19 protein-coding genes are annotated in these 19,514 nt (G+C 63.1%); 14 read left to right on the top strand and 5 right to left on the bottom strand.

Annotated features, from left to right (window positions below):
- Window positions 1-39: 39 nt before the first annotated feature.
- On the bottom strand, window positions 40-1,416 hold the full coding sequence (gene mnmE / locus BGO16_RS14180) for a tRNA uridine-5-carboxymethylaminomethyl(34) synthesis GTPase MnmE (RefSeq protein ID WP_292619404.1): 1,377 nt from the start codon (window positions 1,414-1,416) through the stop codon (window positions 40-42).
- Between the two features lie 105 nt (window positions 1,417-1,521).
- Here mnmE and BGO16_RS14175 point away from each other — a divergent pair, with 105 nt between their 5' ends.
- The gene (locus BGO16_RS14175; protein WP_292619402.1) at window positions 1,522-3,570 is read left to right on the top strand and encodes a thioredoxin domain-containing protein; all 2,049 of its coding nucleotides are present in this window, start codon (window positions 1,522-1,524) and stop codon (window positions 3,568-3,570) included.
- Window positions 3,571-3,721: 151 nt separating this feature from the next.
- Here the strand turns inward: BGO16_RS14175 and rho are convergent, their stop codons facing one another.
- Window positions 3,722-4,987, bottom strand: coding sequence for a transcription termination factor Rho (gene rho, locus BGO16_RS14170; protein ID WP_292619400.1), 1,266 nt, complete (start codon window positions 4,985-4,987; stop codon window positions 3,722-3,724).
- A gap of 540 nt (window positions 4,988-5,527) precedes the next feature.
- Window positions 5,528-5,947, bottom strand: coding sequence for a protoporphyrinogen oxidase HemJ (hemJ, locus tag BGO16_RS14165; RefSeq protein WP_292619398.1), 420 nt, complete (start codon window positions 5,945-5,947; stop codon window positions 5,528-5,530).
- 467 nt (window positions 5,948-6,414) lie between these two features.
- Here hemJ and BGO16_RS14160 point away from each other — a divergent pair, with 467 nt between their 5' ends.
- From BGO16_RS14160 to dnaQ, 4 genes are read left to right on the top strand one after another with little or no spacing between them, the layout of a single operon-like run.
- Window positions 6,415-7,266: a pyruvate, water dikinase regulatory protein gene (locus tag BGO16_RS14160; protein ID WP_292619396.1), complete on the top strand. Its 852-nt coding sequence runs from the start codon at window positions 6,415-6,417 to the stop codon at window positions 7,264-7,266.
- On the top strand, window positions 7,263-7,874 hold the full coding sequence (locus tag BGO16_RS14155; protein ID WP_292619394.1) for a Maf family protein: 612 nt from the start codon (window positions 7,263-7,265) through the stop codon (window positions 7,872-7,874). The genes BGO16_RS14160 and BGO16_RS14155 overlap by 4 nt, the downstream gene beginning before the upstream one ends.
- A 16-nt stretch (window positions 7,875-7,890) precedes the next feature.
- Entirely contained in the window at window positions 7,891-8,490 is a 600-nt protein-coding gene (coaE, locus tag BGO16_RS14150; protein WP_292619392.1) for a dephospho-CoA kinase, read from the top strand.
- Window positions 8,491-8,509: 19 nt separating this feature from the next.
- Window positions 8,510-9,235: a DNA polymerase III subunit epsilon gene (gene dnaQ / locus BGO16_RS14145; RefSeq protein ID WP_292619390.1), complete on the top strand. Its 726-nt coding sequence runs from the start codon at window positions 8,510-8,512 to the stop codon at window positions 9,233-9,235.
- A gap of 148 nt (window positions 9,236-9,383) precedes the next feature.
- Here the strand turns inward: dnaQ and BGO16_RS14140 are convergent, their stop codons facing one another.
- On the bottom strand, window positions 9,384-10,055 hold the full coding sequence (locus BGO16_RS14140) for an adenine nucleotide alpha hydrolase (protein ID WP_292619388.1): 672 nt from the start codon (window positions 10,053-10,055) through the stop codon (window positions 9,384-9,386).
- Window positions 10,052-11,485 (bottom strand): NAD(P)/FAD-dependent oxidoreductase, encoded by a 1,434-nt coding sequence (locus BGO16_RS14135; protein ID WP_292619386.1) that lies wholly within the window; start codon window positions 11,483-11,485, stop codon window positions 10,052-10,054. Before BGO16_RS14135 ends, BGO16_RS14140 begins: the two co-directional genes overlap by 4 nt.
- Window positions 11,486-11,789: 304 nt before the next feature.
- Between BGO16_RS14135 and BGO16_RS14130 the strand changes: the two genes are divergently transcribed.
- The 9 genes from BGO16_RS14130 to trpA all read left to right on the top strand — a co-directional run bounded on the left by BGO16_RS14130 (window position 11,790) and on the right by trpA (window position 19,307).
- A complete protein-coding gene (locus BGO16_RS14130; protein WP_292619384.1) occupies window positions 11,790-12,671 on the top strand; it encodes a YiiX/YebB-like N1pC/P60 family cysteine hydrolase in 882 nt (293 codons plus the stop codon).
- Window positions 12,668-13,162 (top strand): TlpA disulfide reductase family protein, encoded by a 495-nt coding sequence (locus BGO16_RS14125; protein ID WP_292619382.1) that lies wholly within the window; start codon window positions 12,668-12,670, stop codon window positions 13,160-13,162. Before BGO16_RS14130 ends, BGO16_RS14125 begins: the two co-directional genes overlap by 4 nt.
- Window positions 13,163-13,307: 145 nt before the next feature.
- Window positions 13,308-14,060, top strand: a complete 753-nt coding sequence (locus BGO16_RS14120) for a sulfate transporter family protein (protein WP_292619380.1) — start codon at window positions 13,308-13,310, stop codon at window positions 14,058-14,060.
- A 304-nt stretch (window positions 14,061-14,364) separates the two neighbouring features.
- The gene (gene sppA / locus BGO16_RS14115) at window positions 14,365-15,342 is read left to right on the top strand and encodes a signal peptide peptidase SppA (RefSeq protein WP_292619378.1); all 978 of its coding nucleotides are present in this window, start codon (window positions 14,365-14,367) and stop codon (window positions 15,340-15,342) included.
- A 168-nt stretch (window positions 15,343-15,510) separates the two neighbouring features.
- Window positions 15,511-15,816, top strand: a complete 306-nt coding sequence (locus BGO16_RS14110) for an integration host factor subunit beta (protein ID WP_009796612.1) — start codon at window positions 15,511-15,513, stop codon at window positions 15,814-15,816.
- 83 nt (window positions 15,817-15,899) lie between these two features.
- On the top strand, window positions 15,900-16,247 hold the full coding sequence (locus BGO16_RS14105; protein ID WP_292619375.1) for a LapA family protein: 348 nt from the start codon (window positions 15,900-15,902) through the stop codon (window positions 16,245-16,247).
- Window positions 16,248-16,407: 160 nt separating this feature from the next.
- Window positions 16,408-17,085 (top strand): phosphoribosylanthranilate isomerase, encoded by a 678-nt coding sequence (locus BGO16_RS14100; RefSeq protein ID WP_292619373.1) that lies wholly within the window; start codon window positions 16,408-16,410, stop codon window positions 17,083-17,085.
- A 150-nt stretch (window positions 17,086-17,235) separates the two neighbouring features.
- The gene (gene trpB / locus BGO16_RS14095) at window positions 17,236-18,480 is read left to right on the top strand and encodes a tryptophan synthase subunit beta (RefSeq protein ID WP_292619371.1); all 1,245 of its coding nucleotides are present in this window, start codon (window positions 17,236-17,238) and stop codon (window positions 18,478-18,480) included.
- Window positions 18,477-19,307, top strand: a complete 831-nt coding sequence (trpA, locus tag BGO16_RS14090; protein WP_292619369.1) for a tryptophan synthase subunit alpha — start codon at window positions 18,477-18,479, stop codon at window positions 19,305-19,307. Before trpB ends, trpA begins: the two co-directional genes overlap by 4 nt.
- Window positions 19,308-19,514: the final 207 nt, after the last annotated feature.

Genomic DNA, 19,514 nt, shown 5'->3' with positions numbered 1-19,514 from the left:
CGCCCCTCCGATTATGTTAAGAAGTGAATTATTATTCATTTATTTCCCGATACAAAAGTCCTTAAAGAGCGAATCTAGAATATCCTCGATGTCCACGCGCCCCAGCAGCCGTCCCATCAATTGGCTCGAAGCCCGAAGCTCCTCCGCCACGAGCTCGTCGGCGTTGCCGTTGAACTTCTCCGCTTTCGCAAGCGATGCTGCGGCTTCCCGCAATATGTTGCGGTGCCGCAAACGCGTGATACCGGCTATCTCGCCCGAACCGAACCAGTCGCCTGCGAATGACGCCAGCCCGGCAACCAGGCCGTCGACGCCATCGCCCCGCGCCGCCGAAATCCGGAAACATTTCGTCGCCGCCTCCTGCCCCGGTTTCGCCTCAAGCTGCCCCGACTTCGTCTCATCGGTCTCGGACCCTGAAAGATCGACCTTGTTGCGCACCCGCCAAACCGGCACGCTCCCCTCGCCAATCGGCAGCAACGGATCGGTGCCGTCGCCATCAACATCGGCAAGCCATAACACCAGATCCGCAGCAGCAGCCCGCTCCATCGCCCGCCGCACACCTTCCCGCTCAACCGGATCTTCGGTTTCGCGAATGCCCGCGGTGTCGATCAGCATCACGGGATAACCATCGAGATCGAGATGAACCTCGATGACATCGCGCGTGGTGCCGGCATATGGCGAGACGATCGCCGCGTCCCGGCGCGCCAGGCGATTGAGCAACGTCGACTTGCCGGCATTCGGCGGTCCCGCAATCGCGACTGTCAGCCCGTCGCGCAGCCGCTCGCCTTGCGCCGATGCCGCAAGGGTTTTTTCGATCTCGCGGCGGAGTCGCCCGATCTTTGCCATCGCTGGCTCGGACAGGTCTTCCGGCACGTCGCCTTCGTCCGCGAAATCGATTCCGGCCTCGATCAAGGCTGACGCCTCGATCAGTTGTCTGCGCCATTCGCGCGCGCGATCGCCGAGCAAGCCCTGCAACTGCCGCACCGCCTGCCGGCGCTGCCGGTCGGTGTCGGCATGGATGAGATCGTCGAGACCTTCGGCTTCGGTGAGATCGATCTTGCCGTTTTCGAACGCGCGGCGGGTAAACTCTCCCGGCTCCGCTGCCCTCACATTGTCGATGGATGACAGCGCAGCGAACAATGCATGCAGCACCGCGCGACCGCCGTGAACGTGGAACTCCGCGACGTCCTCGCCGGTCGCGCTCGCAGGCGCGCGGAACCACAAAACGATAGCGTCATCAATTACTTCGCCGAACGAATCGCGCAACATGACTCGCTTCGCCACGCGCGCGGCGGGAATCATTCCTGCGACGTGTTCAAGCGCCGGTCCCGCCTGCACACCCGATACGCGCACCACCGCGATCGCCGACGGCGGACGGCCCGACGACAGGGCGAAGATCGTTTGCTCTCGCGGGTGCATTGCTTATTGTCTTAACCGGCTTCGACGACACAACAGACGCGGACGACAGCGGCAAAGCCTTGCTGCCACTCCATTATCGCATATTCGAAAGAAGGACGCCTCGCCATGAATCACGCCGCAGCCGGCTCCGGCCGTCCCGCGAATCGTCTCGCGGCGGAGACAAGTCCTTACTTGCTGCAGCACCAGCACAACCCTGTCGACTGGTGGCCGTGGGGACCCGATGCGCTGGCCGAGGCGCAGCGGACCAACCGTCCGATCCTGCTGTCGATCGGCTACGCCGCCTGTCACTGGTGCCACGTCATGGCGCATGAGAGTTTTGAGGACGACGAAGTCGCCGCGGTGATGAACGAGTTGTTCGTCTGCATCAAGGTCGATCGCGAGGAGCGTCCGGATATCGATCAGATCTATATGGCCGCGCTGCATCACCTCGGCGAGCAGGGCGGCTGGCCGCTGACGATGTTCCTGTCATCAGACGGATCGCCGTTCTGGGGCGGCACCTATTTTCCAAAGCTGCCGGATTACGGCCGCCCGGCATTCACAGACGTCCTGCAATCAGTGGCGCGGGTTTTTCACGACAAGCCCGACCGCATCGCGCACAACCGCGACGCGCTGCTCGCGCGGCTCTCCGAGCGCGCAAGGTCCGACAATCCGGCGAACCTCGGGCCTGCCGAACTCGATAGCGCGGCGGCCTCGATCGCGCATTCGATCGACCCGGTGAATGGCGGCCTGCATGGCGCGCCGAAATTTCCACAGTGTTCGGTGCTGGAATTTCTCTGGCGCGCCGGCGCGCGCACCGGCAACGAGCGCTTCTTCGCCGCCACCGCGCTGACCCTGACGCGGATGAGCCAGGGCGGCATCTATGATCATCTCGGCGGCGGCTATGCCCGCTATTCGGTCGACGACAAGTGGCTGGTGCCGCACTTCGAGAAGATGCTTTACGACAATGCGCAGATCCTCGACCTGCTCGCGCTCGACTATGCGCGCAGCCACAATCCGCTGTACCGCGAACGCGCGATCGAGACCGTCGATTGGCTTCGCCGGGAAATGCTGACCGGCGAGGGCGGCTTTGCATCCTCGCTCGACGCCGACTCCGAAGGCGAGGAGGGCAAGTTCTACGTTTGGTCGCTAAAAGAGATTGAAGAGGTGCTCGGCGCGGCCGACGCCGCCGATTTTGCCGCGCGATACGACATCACGGCGAGGGGCAACTTCGAAGGCCATAACATTCCCAATCGCCTGAAGAGTTCCGGCCTCGACGACAGCGATGGTCCACGCATACGGGCATTGCGCGAAAAGCTGTTGGCACGCCGCGCGAGCCGCGTCCGTCCAGGCCTCGACGACAAGGTGCTCGCCGACTGGAACGGCCTGATGATCGCCGCGCTCGTTCACGCGGCCCGCGCTTTCGACGTCGCGGACTGGCTGCAAACCGCGCGTACCGCGTACGACTTCGTTCGGACCGCGATGACCCGCGACGGGCGGCTCGGTCATTCGTGGCGCGAGGGCAGGCTGCTGATTCCGGCGCTCGCTTCCGACTATGCCGCGATGGGACGCGCAGCCCTCGCGCTGTTCGAGGCAACCGGCGACAACGCGTTCCTCGAGCAGGCGCTGTGCTGGCAGGCGATGCTGGACACACATTACGCCGACGTCGAGCACGGCGGCTATTATCTCACCGCCGACGACGCCGAAGGGCTGATCGTGCGGCCGCACTCGACGGCCGACGACTCCATTCCCAACCATGACGGACTGATCGCGCAAAACCTGGTGCGCCTCGCGGCGCTCACCGGCGATACAAAGTGGCGCGAGCGCATCGACGCGCTGTTCGCCGCCTTGCTGCCGAACGCGACCGCGACAGGCTTCGGCCAGTTGTCGCTCATGAACGCGCTCGATCTCCGCCTCACCGGCGCGGAAATCGTCGTGGTCGGAGAGGGCGCGCAAGCCGACGCGCTGCTCAGCGTCGCACGAAAACTGCCGCACGCCACAAACATCGTGCTGCATGCGCCGCGTGCCGATGCGCTGCCGCCTGATCATCCGGCGCGCGCCAAGGCGGATTCCGTGCAGGGCGCCGCAGTCTTTGTCTGCCGCAACCAGAGCTGCTCGCTGCCCGTGACGACGCCGGAAGCTTTGATCGATCTTGTGAAGCAACGAGTGTCCGCGTAGCAGCATCGTCCCGCGAAACAGAGATCTATAACCCGCCGTCGTTCAATGCGTCATTCTTGGGCCCGTCGCGTGCAGCCACGTCTAAATAGGCAAGCGAAGCGAAGCCATCCGAATGGCTGCGCCCGGCCATGACGACAAGAACGCGGCGATATTAGGTATTCATCGACTCGAAGAATTCAGAGTTGTTCTTGGTGTTGCGCAGCTTGTCGAGCAGGAACTCGATCGCATCCATGGTGCCCATCGGGTTGAGAATGCGCCGCAACACGTACATCTTCTTGAGCAGTTGCGGATCGGTGATCAATTCTTCCTTGCGCGTGCCGGAGCGCGCGATGTCGATCGCCGGGAAGGTGCGCTTGTCGGCGACCTTGCGGTCGAGGATCAGTTCCGAGTTGCCGGTGCCCTTGAACTCCTCGAAGATCACCTCGTCCATGCGGCTGCCGGTGTCCACCAGCGCAGTGGCGATGATGGTCAGCGAGCCGCCTTCCTCGATGTTGCGTGCTGCGCCGAAGAACCGCTTCGGCCGCTGCAAGGCATTGGCATCGACGCCGCCGGTCAGCACCTTGCCAGATGATGGCACCACGGTGTTGTAGGCGCGGCCCAGGCGCGTGATCGAATCCAGCAGGATCACGACGTCCCGGCCATGTTCGACCAGCCGCTTGGCCTTTTCGATCACCATCTCCGCGACCTGGACGTGGCGCACAGCCGGCTCGTCGAACGTCGAGGACACGACCTCGCCCTTCACCGAGCGCTGCATGTCGGTGACTTCTTCCGGACGCTCGTCGATCAAAAGAACGATCAGATAGCATTCGGGATGATTGGCGGTAATGGAGTGCGCGATATTCTGCATCAGCACGGTCTTGCCGGTGCGCGGCGGCGCCACGATCAGAGCACGCTGTCCCTTGCCGATCGGAGCGACGATATCAATGACCCGCGCCGACAGGTCCTTGCGGGTTGAGTCCTCCAGTTCGAGCCGAAACCGCTGATCCGGGAACAGCGGCGTCAGGTTATCGAAGTTGACCTTGTGCTTGGACTTCTCGGGGTCCTCGAAATTGAGCGTGTTGACCTTCAACAACGCGAAGTAACGCTCGCCTTCCTTCGGGCTTCGGATGTGACCTTCGATGGTATCGCCGGTTCGCAGGCCGAAGCGGCGGATCTGCGACGGCGAGACGTAGATATCGTCCGGACCCGGCAGATAGTTAGCGTCCGGCGAGCGCAGAAAACCGAAGCCGTCGGAAAGAACCTCGACCACGCCTTCGCCGATGATGTCGATTTCCTGAATCGCCAGTTGCTTGAGAATGGCGAACATCAGCTCCTGCTTGCGCATGGTGCTGGCATTTTCGACCCCAAGCTCTTCTGCAAACGAGACGAGTTCGGCTGGCGTCTTGGCCTTGAGGTCCTGAAGTTTCATTTCCCGCATTTGGGAGGGTCCTGTGGAACGCTTTGAGGAGGTGATCAGGCGGGTTCATGAAGATGCAGACGGCTGAAAGGAAAGTCCGCAGATCCTGACCGTGAAAAAACCTTGAGCGAGGAAGATGCCGAAAGGCTTCAAATCTGGCGTGGCGGCCGGCTCAACAACGAAACCGGAACGCAACCACATCCGCCTGCTTGGGGTGGGATAACTCACAATATAGAAAATTGACGGCTTTCGTGCAAGGAGGGGTGCACTAGAGTCTTTCACCGTTTCATGGAAACAGTGAAAGGCTCTAGGCTCTTGATTTGACGCGTTTTCTTCACGCGAACCGGATTCCACTTCGCTCGAAAACGCTATAGTCTTCTGTCACAGGTTGACGTCTTCACGCAGCTTGACGCCCCGGAGCCAGCTCCCAGCCGCGTCTTGCCCATCCGTCCTGCGGCGGTCACCAAAGCGGATGCGGGTGACGACAGACGGCACGCAAGCTATTGATAGACCTATTCTTCCAGCCGACCGATCCCCCTGCGCCTTCCCGCTGGAGAGGTTTTAAGGCTTGACGATGACCAGTATGACAATACCGACCATGAGAGCCGTAACCACCTCATTGATAATACGATAGAATCTTTGACTCATCACATTCCGGTCGGCGGCGAAATCCCGCACGCGGCGAGCGAAATAGCCATGAATGCCGGACATCAGGATCACCAGCGCCAGCTTCCCCTGAAACCAACCCGCCAGATACCACTGATGCACCCACATCATATAAAGCCCGAGCCCCCATGCCACCATCATCGCGGGGTTGATGATCGCCTTGAAGAGTCGCCGCTCCATCACCTTGAAGGTCTCGGACTGTTTCGAGCCGATCTCGGCCTCGCAGTGATAAACGAACAATCGCGGCAAATAGAGCATCCCGGCCATCCAGGAAATGACCGCAATCACATGAAATGCCTTGATCCATTCGTACATCGGTCTTCTCGCTCGGAATGGCCCGACGGGTTGTCGATCTGTCGGAACATACAGCCGGCATCAGGGTTATTCCGGCGACGGATAGAGACCCGATCGGGACGATCTCCGCAAGCGACTCTTTTCTAAAAATTACTTTTAAGATTCTTAAGGTTTGAGTCTAAGTGACCGTGAATTTGGCGGGCGCAATTCTGTCCCGGCTCTTTCAAAGGCTTCTTCACAACATCCCTGAATTTATACTCGCTCGGCCGCGTATCCGAAAGATCGTTAGCGGCGCAAACACTTACGCGTCGCTGGCCCGCAATTACCCAGAGACAATTCCACACAGTCTCATTATCATTGCCCGCGATCGACGGAGTTATCCCTGCCGTGAGGCCTGTGAGCAAAATCACCGGTTATCCCGCGGTCCTTGCCGGATGAGCCGTATCGGGGATTGAACTCCACAGCGATGCACAGGGTATTCAGGGGTCATGGCGCCCATCACCGGCAGCAATTTTCATCTTCATCTGGTGTCCGATTCGACCGGCGAGACGCTGATCACGGTGTCGCGCGCCGTCGCCGCCCAATATGCCAACCTCACGCCGGTGGAACATGTCTATCCCTTGGTGCGCAGCCAGAAGCAGCTCGACCGCGTTCTTGCGGAAATCGAGGAAGCGCCGGGGATCGTTCTGTTCACGCTTTTGGAAAAGGATCTGGTGGAGCGTCTCGAAGCCAAGTGCCAGGAGATCAACAGCCCGAGCCTTTCGATTATCGGCCCGGTGATGCAGTTGTTTCAGGCCTATCTCGGCGCTTCCACGATCGGCCGGGTCGGCGCGCAGCACACGCTGAACGCGGATTATTTCAGGCGCATCGACGCCTTGAACTACACCATGATGCATGACGACGGACAGCATGTCGAAGGTCTGGAGGAAGCCGACGTCGTGCTGGTCGGCGTGTCGCGCACGTCGAAAACGCCGACGTCGGTCTATCTTGCCAACCGCGGCATCCGCACGGCGAACGTGCCGCTGGTGCCAGGCATCGCTATTCCCCATCAACTGGAAACTCTGAAGAAGCCGTTGATCGTCAGCCTTCATGCGGTGCCCGAGCGGCTCATCCAGGTCCGTCAGAACCGGCTGTTGAGCATCGGGTCGGGCGCCGGCAACGAGAGTTATATCGATCGCCAGTCGGTGACCGAAGAAGTGACCTACGCCCGCCGCCTCAGCGTGAAGCACGACTGGGTCCAACTGGACGTCACGCGCCGGTCGATTGAAGAGACCGCTGCAGCGATCATGAAGTTGTTTGCGGATCGCCAACGGCAGCGGCAGTCGGAACACGGCCGGTGACGACGGTCTGGCGTGGATCGAATCCCCTGATCCTGGCATCGCGAAGCCAGGTTCGCCAGGCATTGCTCGCAAATGCCGGCCTGTCATTCGAGACCGTTCCAGCCGCGATCGACGAGCGGGCCATTCAGCGAAGCTCAGGCCTCGCCAGAGGTGATGAAATCGCCGTTCGCCTGGCTTGCGAAAAAGCCCGCGAGGTGTCGTCGCGCTCGGCCGGCCGCTACGTCATCGGAGCCGATCAGACGCTTGAATGCGAGGACCGCCTGTTCAACAAGCCGGCTGGCCGCGCGGGGGCTGCCGAACACCTTCGCGCGCTATCCGGCCGGACTCACACGCTGCACGCCGGTATCGCGATCGTGCGCGACGGCAGGTTGCTCTTTGAGAACGTATCGGCCGCCCGCATGACGATGCGGGAGCTGAGCGAGGAGGCGATCGAGGCCTATCTGAATGCGGCTGGCGATGCGGCCACCGCAAGCGTCGGCGCCTATCAGCTTGAGAAGCTGGGCGTCCACCTGTTCAGCCGGATCGACGGCGATCATTTCACCATTCTGGGCTTGCCGCTGTTGCCGCTGCTCGCTTTTCTGCGCGGTCAGGGTTTGCTGTCGTTGTGACGTCGGATGTTTGCATATGCGGGTGCTCGGGCTGACCGGATCGATCGGAATGGGGAAATCGACCACCGCCAAGCTTTTTTCGGAAGCCGGGGTGCCGGTTTACGATGCCGATGCGACCGTTCACAAAATTTACGAAGGGGAGGCGGCACCGGTTATCGAAGCGGCGTTTCCCGGAACCACCGTCGATGGCAAGGTCGACCGCGAGAAGTTGTCGGCGAGGGTGGTCCACGACGCTGCAGCCATGACGCGGCTCGAGCAGATCGTGCATCCGATGCTGCACGCCTATCGTCAGGCGTTTCTCGACCGGGCCGAGCGATGGGGGGCCGATGTGGCGGTGGTGGATGTTCCGCTGCTGTTCGAAACCGGCGGCGAGAAGCATGTCGATGCGGTCGTCGTCGTCACCACGACGCCGGCTATTCAACGCGAGCGCATCCTGGCGAGAGACAACATGACGGACGACAAACTGACGACGATTCTGGCCCGGCAGTTACCCGACGCTGAAAAGCGCAGCCGGGCGGATTTCGTAGTGGACACCTCGCATGGTATCGACCATGTGCGCGAGCGCATCCGGGAAATTCTGGCGCAGGCTGCTAAAATGCCGCGGCGGCGTCCCTGATTCGCGAGTCAAAGGAATTATGCGCGAAATCGTTCTTGACACGGAAACAACCGGCCTCGATCCGCTGCGCGGCGATCGCCTGGTCGAGATCGGGTGTGTTGAAATCTTCAATCGCATGCCGACGGGGCAGACGTTCCATCGTTACATCAATCCGGAACGCGACATGCCGCAGGAAGCATTCGCGGTGCATGGCCTGTCGAGCGAATTTCTTGCCGACAAGCCGCTATTTGCGCAGATCGTGGATGAGTTTCTGGACTTCGTCGGCGACGCGCCGCTCGTCATCCACAACGCCTCGTTCGATATCGGCTTCATCAATGCGGAACTCGATCGCCTCAAACGACAGGCAATCGGGCGGGACCGGCTGGTGGATACGCTGCTGCTGGCGCGACGGAAACATCCGGGCGTGTCGAACCGGCTCGACGATCTCTGCTCGCGTTACGCCATCGACAACAGTCGCCGGACCAAACACGGGGCGTTGCTCGACGCGGAACTGCTCGCGGAAGTCTATATCGATCTGATCGGCGCCCGGCAGTCGCAATTGATCCTGGTGGAATCCGTGTCCCGCCAGAGCGGTGGAACACTCGATATGCCGAGACGTCAGCGCCCTGCGCCGCTGGCGCCGCGCGTAACCGATGCCGACCGCATCGCGCATCGCGATTTCATCGCGACGCTCGGCGAGAAGGCAATCTGGATGGAATTCATCGGAACCGAGGTTTTGGAGCAACGAGTTTCGGACCAGACTTAGCGTTTTCAAGCGAAGTGGCTACCGGTTCGCGTCAAGAAAACGCGTCAATCAAAAATATGGAGTTCCGCTTCTGATTCTATCGGAAGCGGAAAGGCCTCGTGCTAATGGCCAAGCATACTTATGGCCAAGCATAAAAAGTGTCTCGCGATTACGCCGGCAACAAATCGCAATAGGCGAACCCGTCACGCTCGACGACATCGCCGGACGCGATCTCGATCCGATGAGAAAACATCGGACCCGCGATGACGCAGGTGTGGAATTCGCCGTTCTCGCCGCACGGATCGATCCCAGCCGGAAGGTCCGCCAGCAACGCCTGATCGAAGCTGCGGCCGGCAAACGAGAGGTCGAGCTTCGCCCGCTCGATCGAGACGAGACGCGCTTCCAGCCCGCTTGCGATCATCGCGTGGGCAAGCGCCGGGGTCGGCCGGCCCCACAGCGGAAAAACCGGCGCAACGCCGGTGCCGGCGAGCTTCTGCTCACGATAGGCGCGAATGTCCGCGAGAAACAGATCGCCGAAAATGACGTGCGTGATGCCGTTCCGCCTTGCGTCCGCCATCGCGGTTTCCATCCGCGCTTCATACGCCTCGTTGGAGCAGGGACAGGGTATCGGCACCACGTGCGGCGGCAACCCTGCGGCTGCCAGTTGAGCGTGCAGAACGTCTTCGCGCACGCCATGGATCGAGACGCGGCCGAAGGTCTCGTTCACCGTGGTCAGCGCGCCGACGACGTCGAACGCGCCGGCCCTGCGGACCTCATGCAGGGCAAAGGCGCTGTCCTTGCCTGATGACCACGAGATCAGCGCCCTTGGTCGCATCGTCATGGCTGCGGAAAGCCGAAGGCGTCTCGCGGATGCCGCGACGGCGACCGCCTGTGATGCCGCGACGGTTTGCGCGTTGCCGCCGCTGGCTGTTCAGGCTCCCTGAGCGCGCCGATCTTGCGGAGCGCGGCATCGGCCGCCCGTTCGCCGCTCTCCCATGCGCCGTCGACGCTGCCCCACAGCGTCTCGTGAGTGGCCTCGCCGGCGAAGAACAGGCTGCCCAGCGGCTCGACCAGGATTTTCCGCGACGGCTGCCCGCCGACTTCCGCCGCCGACATGGCGCCGAGCACATGGGGCGCCGCGTTCCAGCGGGTGACGGCCGACCGCTTTATCGTCGCCGCCGCATCGCTGCCGAACAGTTTCGTCAGCCATTCCGTGGCGAATGCGAGCATTGCAGCCTCGCCCTGCGCCGAGAGATCGCGGCCGAAGCTGCCCGCGATGTCAACCGTGCACAGCGACGATCCGTTGGCGTTCGCGGTGAGCAGCGCGGTCGTCCGGTCGCTGCTCTGTTCGATCATGGTTTCGTTGTGCCCGAGCCCGAGAGGATTGCCTGGCAGCCACAGCGCGATGCGGTCGTAGCTGCCGAGCGACAGTTTTGCAGCGGCATCGAGCTGGCGCTTCGGCAGATCAGGCGTGAAGCGGATATCGCCCGAAGCCAGTACGTTGGTGGAGACGGTGACGATGACGGCGCGCGCGCCGATGCGGCCCGCGGGCGTCTCGACTCCGACATCGCGGCCGGTCCAGATGATCCGGGCCGCCGGCGTCGACAGGCTGATCGGCAGACCTTGGCTGAGCGTCGTGAGCAGCGCGCCGAGGCCCTGCTTGCAGCCGATCGCGGCGCGGCGCTGGGGCGCGCGCGCGCGATCCATCGCCGAGAGGTCTTTCAGATCCTTTCCGGTCGCGCTGGCGCCGAGCACGAAGTCGATCGTCGCGGCCCAGACATCGAGATCGCCAGGCATGGCGGCGGCGCAGGAGAGGTCGGCCCTGCCGCGCGCAGCGTCCGCGATGGCGCGCCTGGCGCGCACCAGCGTTGCAAGGAACCGTTCGGTTTCGCCGGCGCGCGCGTTGCGCCGCCCGATACGGATTTTCTGGCCGGGTGGAGCGGGAAAAACCGCGGTTCCTGCGCCTCGCGCCAGCCTTGCCACCGAATTGGTGTCGGGCTCGAAAAGCCAGCGCGCGCCGCGATCGAACGGCGTATCGAAAGTCGTCAGATCGGTATGGCAGCGTCCGCCGATCCGCTCCGCCGCCTCGACCACGACCACCTTGCGGTTCGCGGCCTGAATTCGCCGCGCCGCCGCGATGCCCGCGGCGCCCGCGCCGATTACAACCACGTCGGCCCCGCGCGGCAGCGATGCCGCGCCCGCCGAGCGGTATTCAGCTCCTGCGGCGAGCGCGGCGAACGCCAGCAGGACATCGCGGCGCGTCATTGTCATGGCATGGTTTCCGATCTTGAAAATTGCGGGATTTCCGGTGCGGTGATTCCAAAAGTTCCCGCCGTCCCCAATTCAACGGGAAACTTTCCGCCCTGAAATCGCACGCGAATCACGGATTTTAATCATGAACCGGCGGATTTCGGATTTCGGGACGCAGCGAACTTGCCGCATTGATGCTTCTGCGACAACCGTCATGGTGAATCGATCGTAATCTGGCGGTTGCCGCCATGAACTAAATTGCAATGGCTCTTGACCATGATAAGGAGTGGAAAACCGGCGGGACGAACGGCGGAGAGAGACTGCCATGGGCTTCGTGCTCGACAGGGTCGGGAAATGGATTGCGGCGTACCTCCAGAAGGAGGTGTCGGGCTACAAGCCGTTCACGCCGAGCGATCCGGAGCATCTGCGCGGCCTCATTCAGGAAGGCGACGTTCTCCTGGTGGAAGGCAACAGCCGCATCTCGGGCATCATCAAGTATCTCACGCAATCGACATGGTCGCACGCCGCGCTTTATGTCGGCCCGATCGCCGGCGCCGCCGAGCCTGACGGCGAGAAGCATGTCCTGATCGAGGCCAATGTCGGCGAGGGCGTGATCTCCGCGCCGCTGTCGAAATATTTCCCGTATCACACCCGGATATGCCGCCCGGTCGGCCTGTCCGACGAGGACCGCGCCACGGTGTGCCGCTATGCCATCAACCGCATCGGCTTCGGCTACGATACCAAGAATATCGTCGATCTGATGCGCTATCTGGTGCCGCTGCCGGTGCCGCAGCGCTGGCGGCGGCGCATGATCGCGTTCGGCTCCGGCGATCCGACCAAGATCATCTGTTCGGCGCTGATTGCGCAGGCCTTCGAGGCGGTGCGCTATCCGATCCTGCCGAAGATTACCCGCGCCGGCAGCCGCAGCGCGCGGCGCGAGATCCTGCACATCCGCGATTCCTCGCTCTACATGCCGCGCGATTTCGACATCTCGCCCTATTTCGAGATCGTCAAGCCGACCATCGTGCTGGGTTTCGACTATCTCTCGCTCCATTGGGCCGACAGGCAGAAGCCGCTCGCGGAGGTAGCGGGCGCGATTGATCTGTTTCAGGTCGACGCCAATTCGCCGCCGCCTGTTTCCGAACCGGCTGACCAGCATCAGCCGGTTCTTTCCGAAAAAGTGAGTGCAATGCGGGGACATTCATGAGCGAGGCGGACGGCGCCGCTCCCGAGCTTGCGGTGTCGCAATGGTTCAACACCGGCGAGCCGCTGACGCTCGCTGCGCTGCGCGGCCGTCCGGTGCTGCTCCATGCCTTCCAGATGCTGTGTCCCGGCTGCGTCGCGCATGGCACGCCGCAAACCCAGCGCGCCTATGAGCTGTTCAAGGCGACCGATTTGCAGGTGATCGGCCTGCACACGGTGTTCGAGCATCATGCCGCGATGACGCCGGTTTCGCTTCAAGCCTTCATTCACGAATACCGGCTGACGTTTCCGATCGGCGTCGACGCCGCCGGCGACGGCACCCCGCTGCCGGTCACCATGGGCCGCTATGCCATGCAGGGGACGCCGACAAGCATCCTGATCGGCCGTAGCGGCCGCATCGTCCATCACGGCTTCGGCCAGCAGAGCGACATGGCGCTCGGCGCGATGATCGCGGCCGAACTCGCCGGCGCGCAGACTTACGCTGCCCAAGCGTGACAGCCACATCATGCCGGCCGATTCGCGTCCCAGCGGAAGCATGCGCGCCGATCCGCGCCCTTGCCGGCGCGCGCCGCGGCGTTTATCTGAGCCTCGTATCCGAGCCTCGTATCCGAGCCTTGGGGTTCACCGGGAACTGACCGTCATGATGGGTGCCGCCGTCAAGGCCCTCACGCAGATTCTGTCGCCGCCGATGCGCGCCATCCTGTGGCGCGCGATCGGGCTCGCGCTGGTGCTGATCGTCGTCGCCGCCGTCGGACTGCAGCGATTGTTGAGCTGGCTCGCCGGCTCCGGCGAACTCTGGGCTGAAACCATGCTTGGGCCGGCCTTTCATACCCCGCTCGACATCCTGGCCTGGATCATTTCGATCGCCGCGGGCTTCGGCATCGTGTTCGGCGCGGTGTTTCTGATGCCCACGATCACCTCGCTGGTCGCGGGCGTGTTCGTCGACGACGTCGGCGAGATCGTCGAGCGCGAACATTATCCGGCGGACCATCCCGGCGCGCCGCTGCCGTTTGGCCTCGCGATGTCCGAAGGCATCAAGACCGCGCTGCTGACGCTGCTCGTCTACCTGATCGCGCTGCCTTTCGTCTTCGTGGCCGGCGCGGGCTTCATCGCCTTCTTCATCGCCACTGCGTGGCTGCTCGGCCGGGAATATTTCGAACTCGCGGCGATGCGGTTCCGTTCGCCTGAGGAGGCCAAGGCGATGCGCCGCGACAACGCCGCCACGGTGTTCCTGGCCGGTCTTGTCATCGCAGGTTTCGTGGCGATTCCGATCGTCAACCTGGCGACGCCGCTGTTCGGCATGGCTTTCATGGTCCACATGCACAAGCGGTTGTCGGGGCCACGGCCTGAACTGATCGCACCCGATCGGCGCGGCCGCCAGCCGCTGGCGTAGAGCCCTTCCGCTTCTGATGGAATCAGAAGCAGGACTCTCGCTTTATTTTGACGCGTATTCCGATCGCAAAACTAATATCCACTTTTGCGGAATACGCGCTATAGCGTTTTCGAGCGAAGCGGATACCGGTTCGCGTGAAGAAAACGTGTCAAATCAAGAGCGTAGAGTCTTTCACTGTTTCCGTGAAACGGTGAAAGACTCTGGTTTCTTCATATTGCGCTGCAATTGGTGTAACTTGGTCAATCAAGGCCGATGCCGAGCGTCAGGGTGGATGCCTGATCGCGGGTCCTTATGGAGAATGTCGATGTCGATTGAGTCGGATGCGATCGTCGATCGCCGCAGGTTGCGCAGCAAGCTCACCTTCTGGCGCGTCGCGTCGGCTTTAATCGCGATCGCATCGGTTATCGCCGTCAGCGCCTATGCGACGCCATGGGGCCGCAAGCTGACGGGCGGCGGCGCGATCCAGCGTGTCAACATCGAGGGCCTGATCCGCAGCGACCAGAACCGCGTCGAGGCGCTGGAGCGCTTGGGCAAATCCAACGCGCCCGCGGTCATCGTGCACATCAATTCGCCGGGAGGCACGACGGCGGGGTCCGAGCAGCTTTACGACGCCCTGATGCGCCTGAAGGCCAGGAAGCCGATGGTGGTGGTGGTCGAAGGGCTCTGCGCGTCGGGCGGATATATCGCCGCGCTCGCCTCCGATCATATCGTCGCGCAGCAGACGGCGCTGGTCGGTTCGATCGGCGTGCTGTTTCAATATCCGAATTTCACCGAGCTCCTGAAAACGGTCGGAATCAAGGTTGAGGAGGTGAAATCGTCGCCGTTGAAGGCGGCTCCGAACGGCTATGAGCCGACCAGCCCGGAAGCGCGCGCTGCAATCGACTCGCTGGTGAAGGATTCCTATGCCTGGTTCCGCGGCCTGGTGCAGAGCCGGCGCGGCATGGATGGTGCGCAACTGGAGAAGGTCGCCGACGGCCGTGTCTTCACCGGGCGGCAGGCGATTGACCTCAAGCTGATCGATCAGCTCGGCGACGAAAGGACTGCGATCGCGTGGCTTGTCGCCGAGAAGAACGTCGCTTCCGGCCTCCCGGTGCGCGATTTCAAGTTGTCGCCGCGCTTTGGCGACCTGACGTTCCTGCGCACCGCCGCATTTCTGACCTTCGATGCGCTGGGATTGAGCGGCGTCGCGCGCCAGGTCGAGCAGGCCGGCGTGGTGCGGGCGGCGGATCGGTTGGGTCTCGACGGCATGCTGGCATTGTGGCAGCCGGCACCCTCCAATTGAGGCTCGAATCGGACGCGCGCGGGCATTTTTGGGGGTGAGAACCCGCAAATGCCGCGGTGCAGAATTTTTGCGGCGGTTTCCTCCGACCGGGCGAATCGCATTTAGCGACTTGACAGCCCTGACCATTTTCACGGAAATGGTCCCTCCCGTCTATGGGCCCCAGTCTCGATGATCAAATCCGAACTCGTTCAACGCATCGCCGAGCACAACCCGCACCTCTATCAGCGGGATGTGGAGAACATCGTGAACGCAATTCTCGACGAGATTGTCGCCGCGCTCGCGCGAGGCGATCGCGTCGAGCTGCGTGGCTTTGGTGCGTTTTCGGTCAAGCATCGTCCCGCGCGTGCGGGCCGCAATCCGCGCACGGGAGAACACGTCCCGGTCGATCAGAAGAGCGTGCCGTTCTTCAAGACCGGCAAGGAAATGCGCGAGCGGCTCAATCGCGAGAATGCCACCAGTGAAGCAAGCGCATAGGAACGTTCAGGGGGGCGTCCCCATGAATCTGCAAGCGAACCTGTCCAGCATGAGTGCTTGACGCTACCGTCGCGAGAGAGATCATGCGAAAATTCCTGACCGGCCTGATCGTGATTCCGCTTGGTGTGCTTTTCATCGTGTTTGCGTTCGCAAACCGTCATCCGGTGACGGTGACGTTCGATCCCTTCGATGCGAACGACCGGATGGCCACCGTCACCCTGCCGCTGTTCATCCTCATCATTGCGGTTGCGATCTTCGGCGTGGTGGCCGGGAGCGTCGCGACCTGGTTCGGGCAACGCCGCTGGCGTCACAAGGTGCGCCAGTATGAGGCGGATGCGCGGGAGGCGCGCGTGGAGCTGGCCGATCTGCGATCGCGCTGGGAGTCTCGCGATACGGCGCGGTTGCCCGACCTGACGCGCCGGGCCGGATAGCGGCGGTCCCTGCTGCATCGCAAAGAACTTTCCGACGGCCCTAGCGCGCGGACGAGACAAGCGCAGCGCGACGTTGTAGAACCCGCGCGAGCGCGTTTGATGCCCGGAAACGGCCGGGTTTCGCCGGTTGTCCGGTGCGCGCGCCGGATCGTTCGAGACCATGTCCCTGATCGTCAAGATATGCGGCCTGTCCACTCCTGCGACGCTCGATGCGGCGTTGCAGGCCGGTGCCGATATGGTGGGATTCGTGTTCTTTCCAGCCTCGCCGCGGCATCTTGATCTGTCGCGCGCGCGCGAACTGGGCGCGCAGGCAGGCGGGCGTGCCGTCAAGGTCGCGCTGACCGTGGATGCCGACGACGCGACGCTGGACGGCATCATCGAGGCTTTGCGGCCGGATCTGTTGCAATTGCATGGCAAGGAAACCGCGGTTCGCATTCACGAGATCAAGCGGCGGTTCGGCCTGCCGGTCATGAAAGCGATCGGTGTCGAGACCGCCGCCGACCTTGCGACGCTGCCCGCTTACGCCGCGGCGGCCGACCGTGTGCTGTTCGATGCGCGCCCGCCCAAGGACGCCACGCGGCCGGGCGGGCTGGGCGTTCCCTTCGACTGGCGGCTTCTGGAAAACCTGGCTCTCAAGATTCCATTCATGATCTCCGGCGGCCTCGCCGCAAGCAACGTCCACGACGCGGTGCGGATCACGCGCGCCGGCGGCGTCGATGTTTCCTCCAGCGTGGAAAGCGCGCCGGGGGTGAAGGATGCCGGAATGATCGACGCATTCATTCGGGCCGCGCGAGCGGCTGCGACCAGTTTGCGCGAAGCGACCTCGCATGTGGGGTAGCCTCGGAAAACCACGGCAGCCGTCATGCCTGCGCAGAGCCGTCGCAGACGGCGTAAACCTGTCCGTTTCGCGGGCATCGACCTCTGTCGGAAATCACAGCGAGCAAGACGTGGATGGCCGGAATCAATCCGGCCATGACGAAGGGTCACAATGAACTCTCTCCCCAATTCCTTCCGATCCGGTCCCGACGAGCGCGGACACTTCGGCATTTTCGGCGGCCGCTTCGTGGCGGAAACGCTGATGCCGCTGATCCTCGATCTGGAGAAGGCCTATGCCGAAGCCAGGGCCGATTCGGCGTTCCAGCGCGAGATGGCCGGCTACCGCAAGAACTATGTCGGCCGTCCGTCGCCCTTGTATTTCGCCGAGCGCCTGACCGAGCATCTTCGGGACATTTCCGCGGCTTCCGGCCGCGCTGGTGGCGCAAAGATCTATCTGAAGCGGGAGGAGCTCAACCACACCGGCTCGCACAAGGTCAACAACGTGCTCGGCCAGATTCTGGTCGCGCGTCGCATGGGCAAGAAGCGCATCATCGCCGAGACCGGCGCGGGCCAGCATGGCGTTGCGACCGCGACGCTGTGCGCGCGCTTCGGCCTCGACTGCGTGGTCTATATGGGCGCGGTCGACGTGGCGCGGCAGGAGCCCAACGTCATCCGCATGGAGATGCTGGGCGCCAAAGTGGTGCCGGTGCAGTCCGGCACCCGCACGCTCAAGGACGCCATGAACGAGGCGCTCCGCGACTGGGTGACCAACGTGCACAACACCTTCTATTGCATCGGCACGGTGGCGGGGCCGCATCCCTATCCGATGATGGTGCGCGACTTCCAGTCGGTCATCGGCGCGGAGACGCGCGCGCAGATGCAGGAGGCCGAGGGCCGCCTGCCGGATTCGCTGATCGCCTGCATCGGCGGCGGTTCCAATGCGATGGGACTGTTCCACCCGTTTCTCGACGATGCCTCGGTGGAGATTTTCGGCGTCGAGGCGGCGGGACACGGCCTCGACAAGCTGCACGCCGCCTCGCTCACCGGCGGGCGGCCGGGCGTGCTGCACGGTAACCGGACGTATCTCCTGATGGACGATGACGGCCAGATCCAGGACGCGCACTCGATCTCCGCCGGCCTCGATTATCCCGGCATCGGGCCGGAGCATTCATGGCTGCGTGAGACCGGCCGCGTCACCTATCTGTCCGCGACCGACGAGGAGGCGCTCGCCGCGTTTCAACTGCTGTCGCGGCTTGAAGGCATCATCCCGGCGCTGGAATCGGCGCACGCGATCGCGCGTGTCATCGAACTCGCGCCGCAGCGGTCCAAAGATCACCTGATGGTGGTCAACCTCTCCGGCCGCGGCGACAAGGACGTGCCGCAGGTCGGCGAGATCTTGAAGGGCAGGAAGACGTGAGCACCCGTATCGACACGCGTTTTGCCGAATTGCGGAAGCAGGGCCGCGCGGCCTTCGTCACCTTCCTGATGGCCGGCGACCCGGACCCCGCGACCTCGCTCGCCATCATTCAGGCGCTGCCTGAGGCAGGCGCCGACATCATTGAAATCGGAATGCCGTTCACCGATCCGATGGCGGACGGCCCCGCGGTCCAGGCCGCCGGGCGGCGCGCGCTCAAGGCGGGCATGACCGTGACCAAGACGCTGCAGATGATCCGCGACTTCCGGCAAAATGAGGACGCGACGCCGGTCGTGCTGATGGGATATTACAATCCGATCTACATTTACGGCGTCGAGAGGTTTCTTGTCGACGCGAAGGCCGCTGGCATCGACGGCCTTATCGTCGTCGATCTGCCGCCGGAGGAAGACTCCGAACTGTGCATTCCGGCGATGAAGGCGGGACTGAATTTCATTCGCCTCGCGACGCCGACCACCGACGACAAGCGGCTGCCGGCGGTGCTCGCGAACACCTCCGGTTTCGTCTACTACGTCTCGATCACCGGGATCACCGGCAGCGCGGCTGCGGATTCGGCCGCCGTCGGCGCGGCGGTTGGACGCATCAAGCGCCATACCGATTTGCCGGTCTGCGTCGGCTTCGGCATTCGCACCCCGGAGGCGGCGCGTGGCATCGCCGAGGGCGCCGACGGCGCGGTGGTCGGCTCCGCGCTGGTCGATGCGCTCTCCGGCAGCCTCGATACCGGGGGCAAGGCGACGGCCGGGACCGTCAACGCGGTCGCCGGTCTCGTGGCGTCGCTGGCCGCGGGCGTGCGGTCGGCCAGAGCGGGATGAGGAATAGTCTTTGCTTTACCTCTCCCCTTGTGGGAGAGGGTGCCGAGTCGCATGTATGCGGTGAGGCGGGTGAGGGGGTCGTCCCCTCGTCCTCTTTGCGACAGGCGAACCCCTCACCCGGTTCGCACCTTGCTTCGGGCGGTGCTTGCCACCCTCTCCAAAAGGGGGAGAGGGTTCGGGCCATCGCTGGATGGTGTGGCGTTACGG

It is taken from the genome of Nitrobacter sp. 62-23 (genome assembly GCF_001897285.1).
Taxonomy (GTDB): domain Bacteria; phylum Pseudomonadota; class Alphaproteobacteria; order Rhizobiales; family Xanthobacteraceae; genus Nitrobacter.
The sequence above is the reverse complement of the archived record's forward strand: the minus strand, read 5'-3'. Positions and strand labels throughout refer to the sequence as shown.

What these genes read in the sequence shown, in the direction of transcription:
- mnmE (WP_292619404.1), bottom strand. Translation starts at nt 1,416, where the DNA reads ATGCACCCGCGAGAGCAAACGATCTTCGCCCTGTCGTCGGGCCGTCCG.
- trpB (WP_292619371.1), top strand. Translation starts at nt 17,236, where the DNA reads ATGAACTCTCTCCCCAATTCCTTCCGATCCGGTCCCGACGAGCGCGGA.
- BGO16_RS14110 (WP_009796612.1), top strand. Translation starts at nt 15,511, where the DNA reads ATGATCAAATCCGAACTCGTTCAACGCATCGCCGAGCACAACCCGCAC.
- BGO16_RS14140 (WP_292619388.1), bottom strand. Translation starts at nt 10,055, where the DNA reads ATGACGATGCGACCAAGGGCGCTGATCTCGTGGTCATCAGGCAAGGAC.
- BGO16_RS14160 (WP_292619396.1), top strand. Translation starts at nt 6,415, where the DNA reads ATGGCGCCCATCACCGGCAGCAATTTTCATCTTCATCTGGTGTCCGAT.
- BGO16_RS14120 (WP_292619380.1), top strand. Translation starts at nt 13,308, where the DNA reads ATGATGGGTGCCGCCGTCAAGGCCCTCACGCAGATTCTGTCGCCGCCG.
- BGO16_RS14175 (WP_292619402.1), top strand. Translation starts at nt 1,522, where the DNA reads ATGAATCACGCCGCAGCCGGCTCCGGCCGTCCCGCGAATCGTCTCGCG.
- coaE (WP_292619392.1), top strand. Translation starts at nt 7,891, where the DNA reads ATGCGGGTGCTCGGGCTGACCGGATCGATCGGAATGGGGAAATCGACC.
- BGO16_RS14135 (WP_292619386.1), bottom strand. Translation starts at nt 11,485, where the DNA reads ATGACAATGACGCGCCGCGATGTCCTGCTGGCGTTCGCCGCGCTCGCC.
- BGO16_RS14125 (WP_292619382.1), top strand. Translation starts at nt 12,668, where the DNA reads ATGAGCGAGGCGGACGGCGCCGCTCCCGAGCTTGCGGTGTCGCAATGG.
- BGO16_RS14130 (WP_292619384.1), top strand. Translation starts at nt 11,790, where the DNA reads ATGGGCTTCGTGCTCGACAGGGTCGGGAAATGGATTGCGGCGTACCTC.
- sppA (WP_292619378.1), top strand. Translation starts at nt 14,365, where the DNA reads ATGTCGATTGAGTCGGATGCGATCGTCGATCGCCGCAGGTTGCGCAGC.
- BGO16_RS14100 (WP_292619373.1), top strand. Translation starts at nt 16,408, where the DNA reads ATGTCCCTGATCGTCAAGATATGCGGCCTGTCCACTCCTGCGACGCTC.
- rho (WP_292619400.1), bottom strand. Translation starts at nt 4,987, where the DNA reads ATGCGGGAAATGAAACTTCAGGACCTCAAGGCCAAGACGCCAGCCGAA.
- hemJ (WP_292619398.1), bottom strand. Translation starts at nt 5,947, where the DNA reads ATGTACGAATGGATCAAGGCATTTCATGTGATTGCGGTCATTTCCTGG.
- dnaQ (WP_292619390.1), top strand. Translation starts at nt 8,510, where the DNA reads ATGCGCGAAATCGTTCTTGACACGGAAACAACCGGCCTCGATCCGCTG.
- BGO16_RS14105 (WP_292619375.1), top strand. Translation starts at nt 15,900, where the DNA reads ATGCGAAAATTCCTGACCGGCCTGATCGTGATTCCGCTTGGTGTGCTT.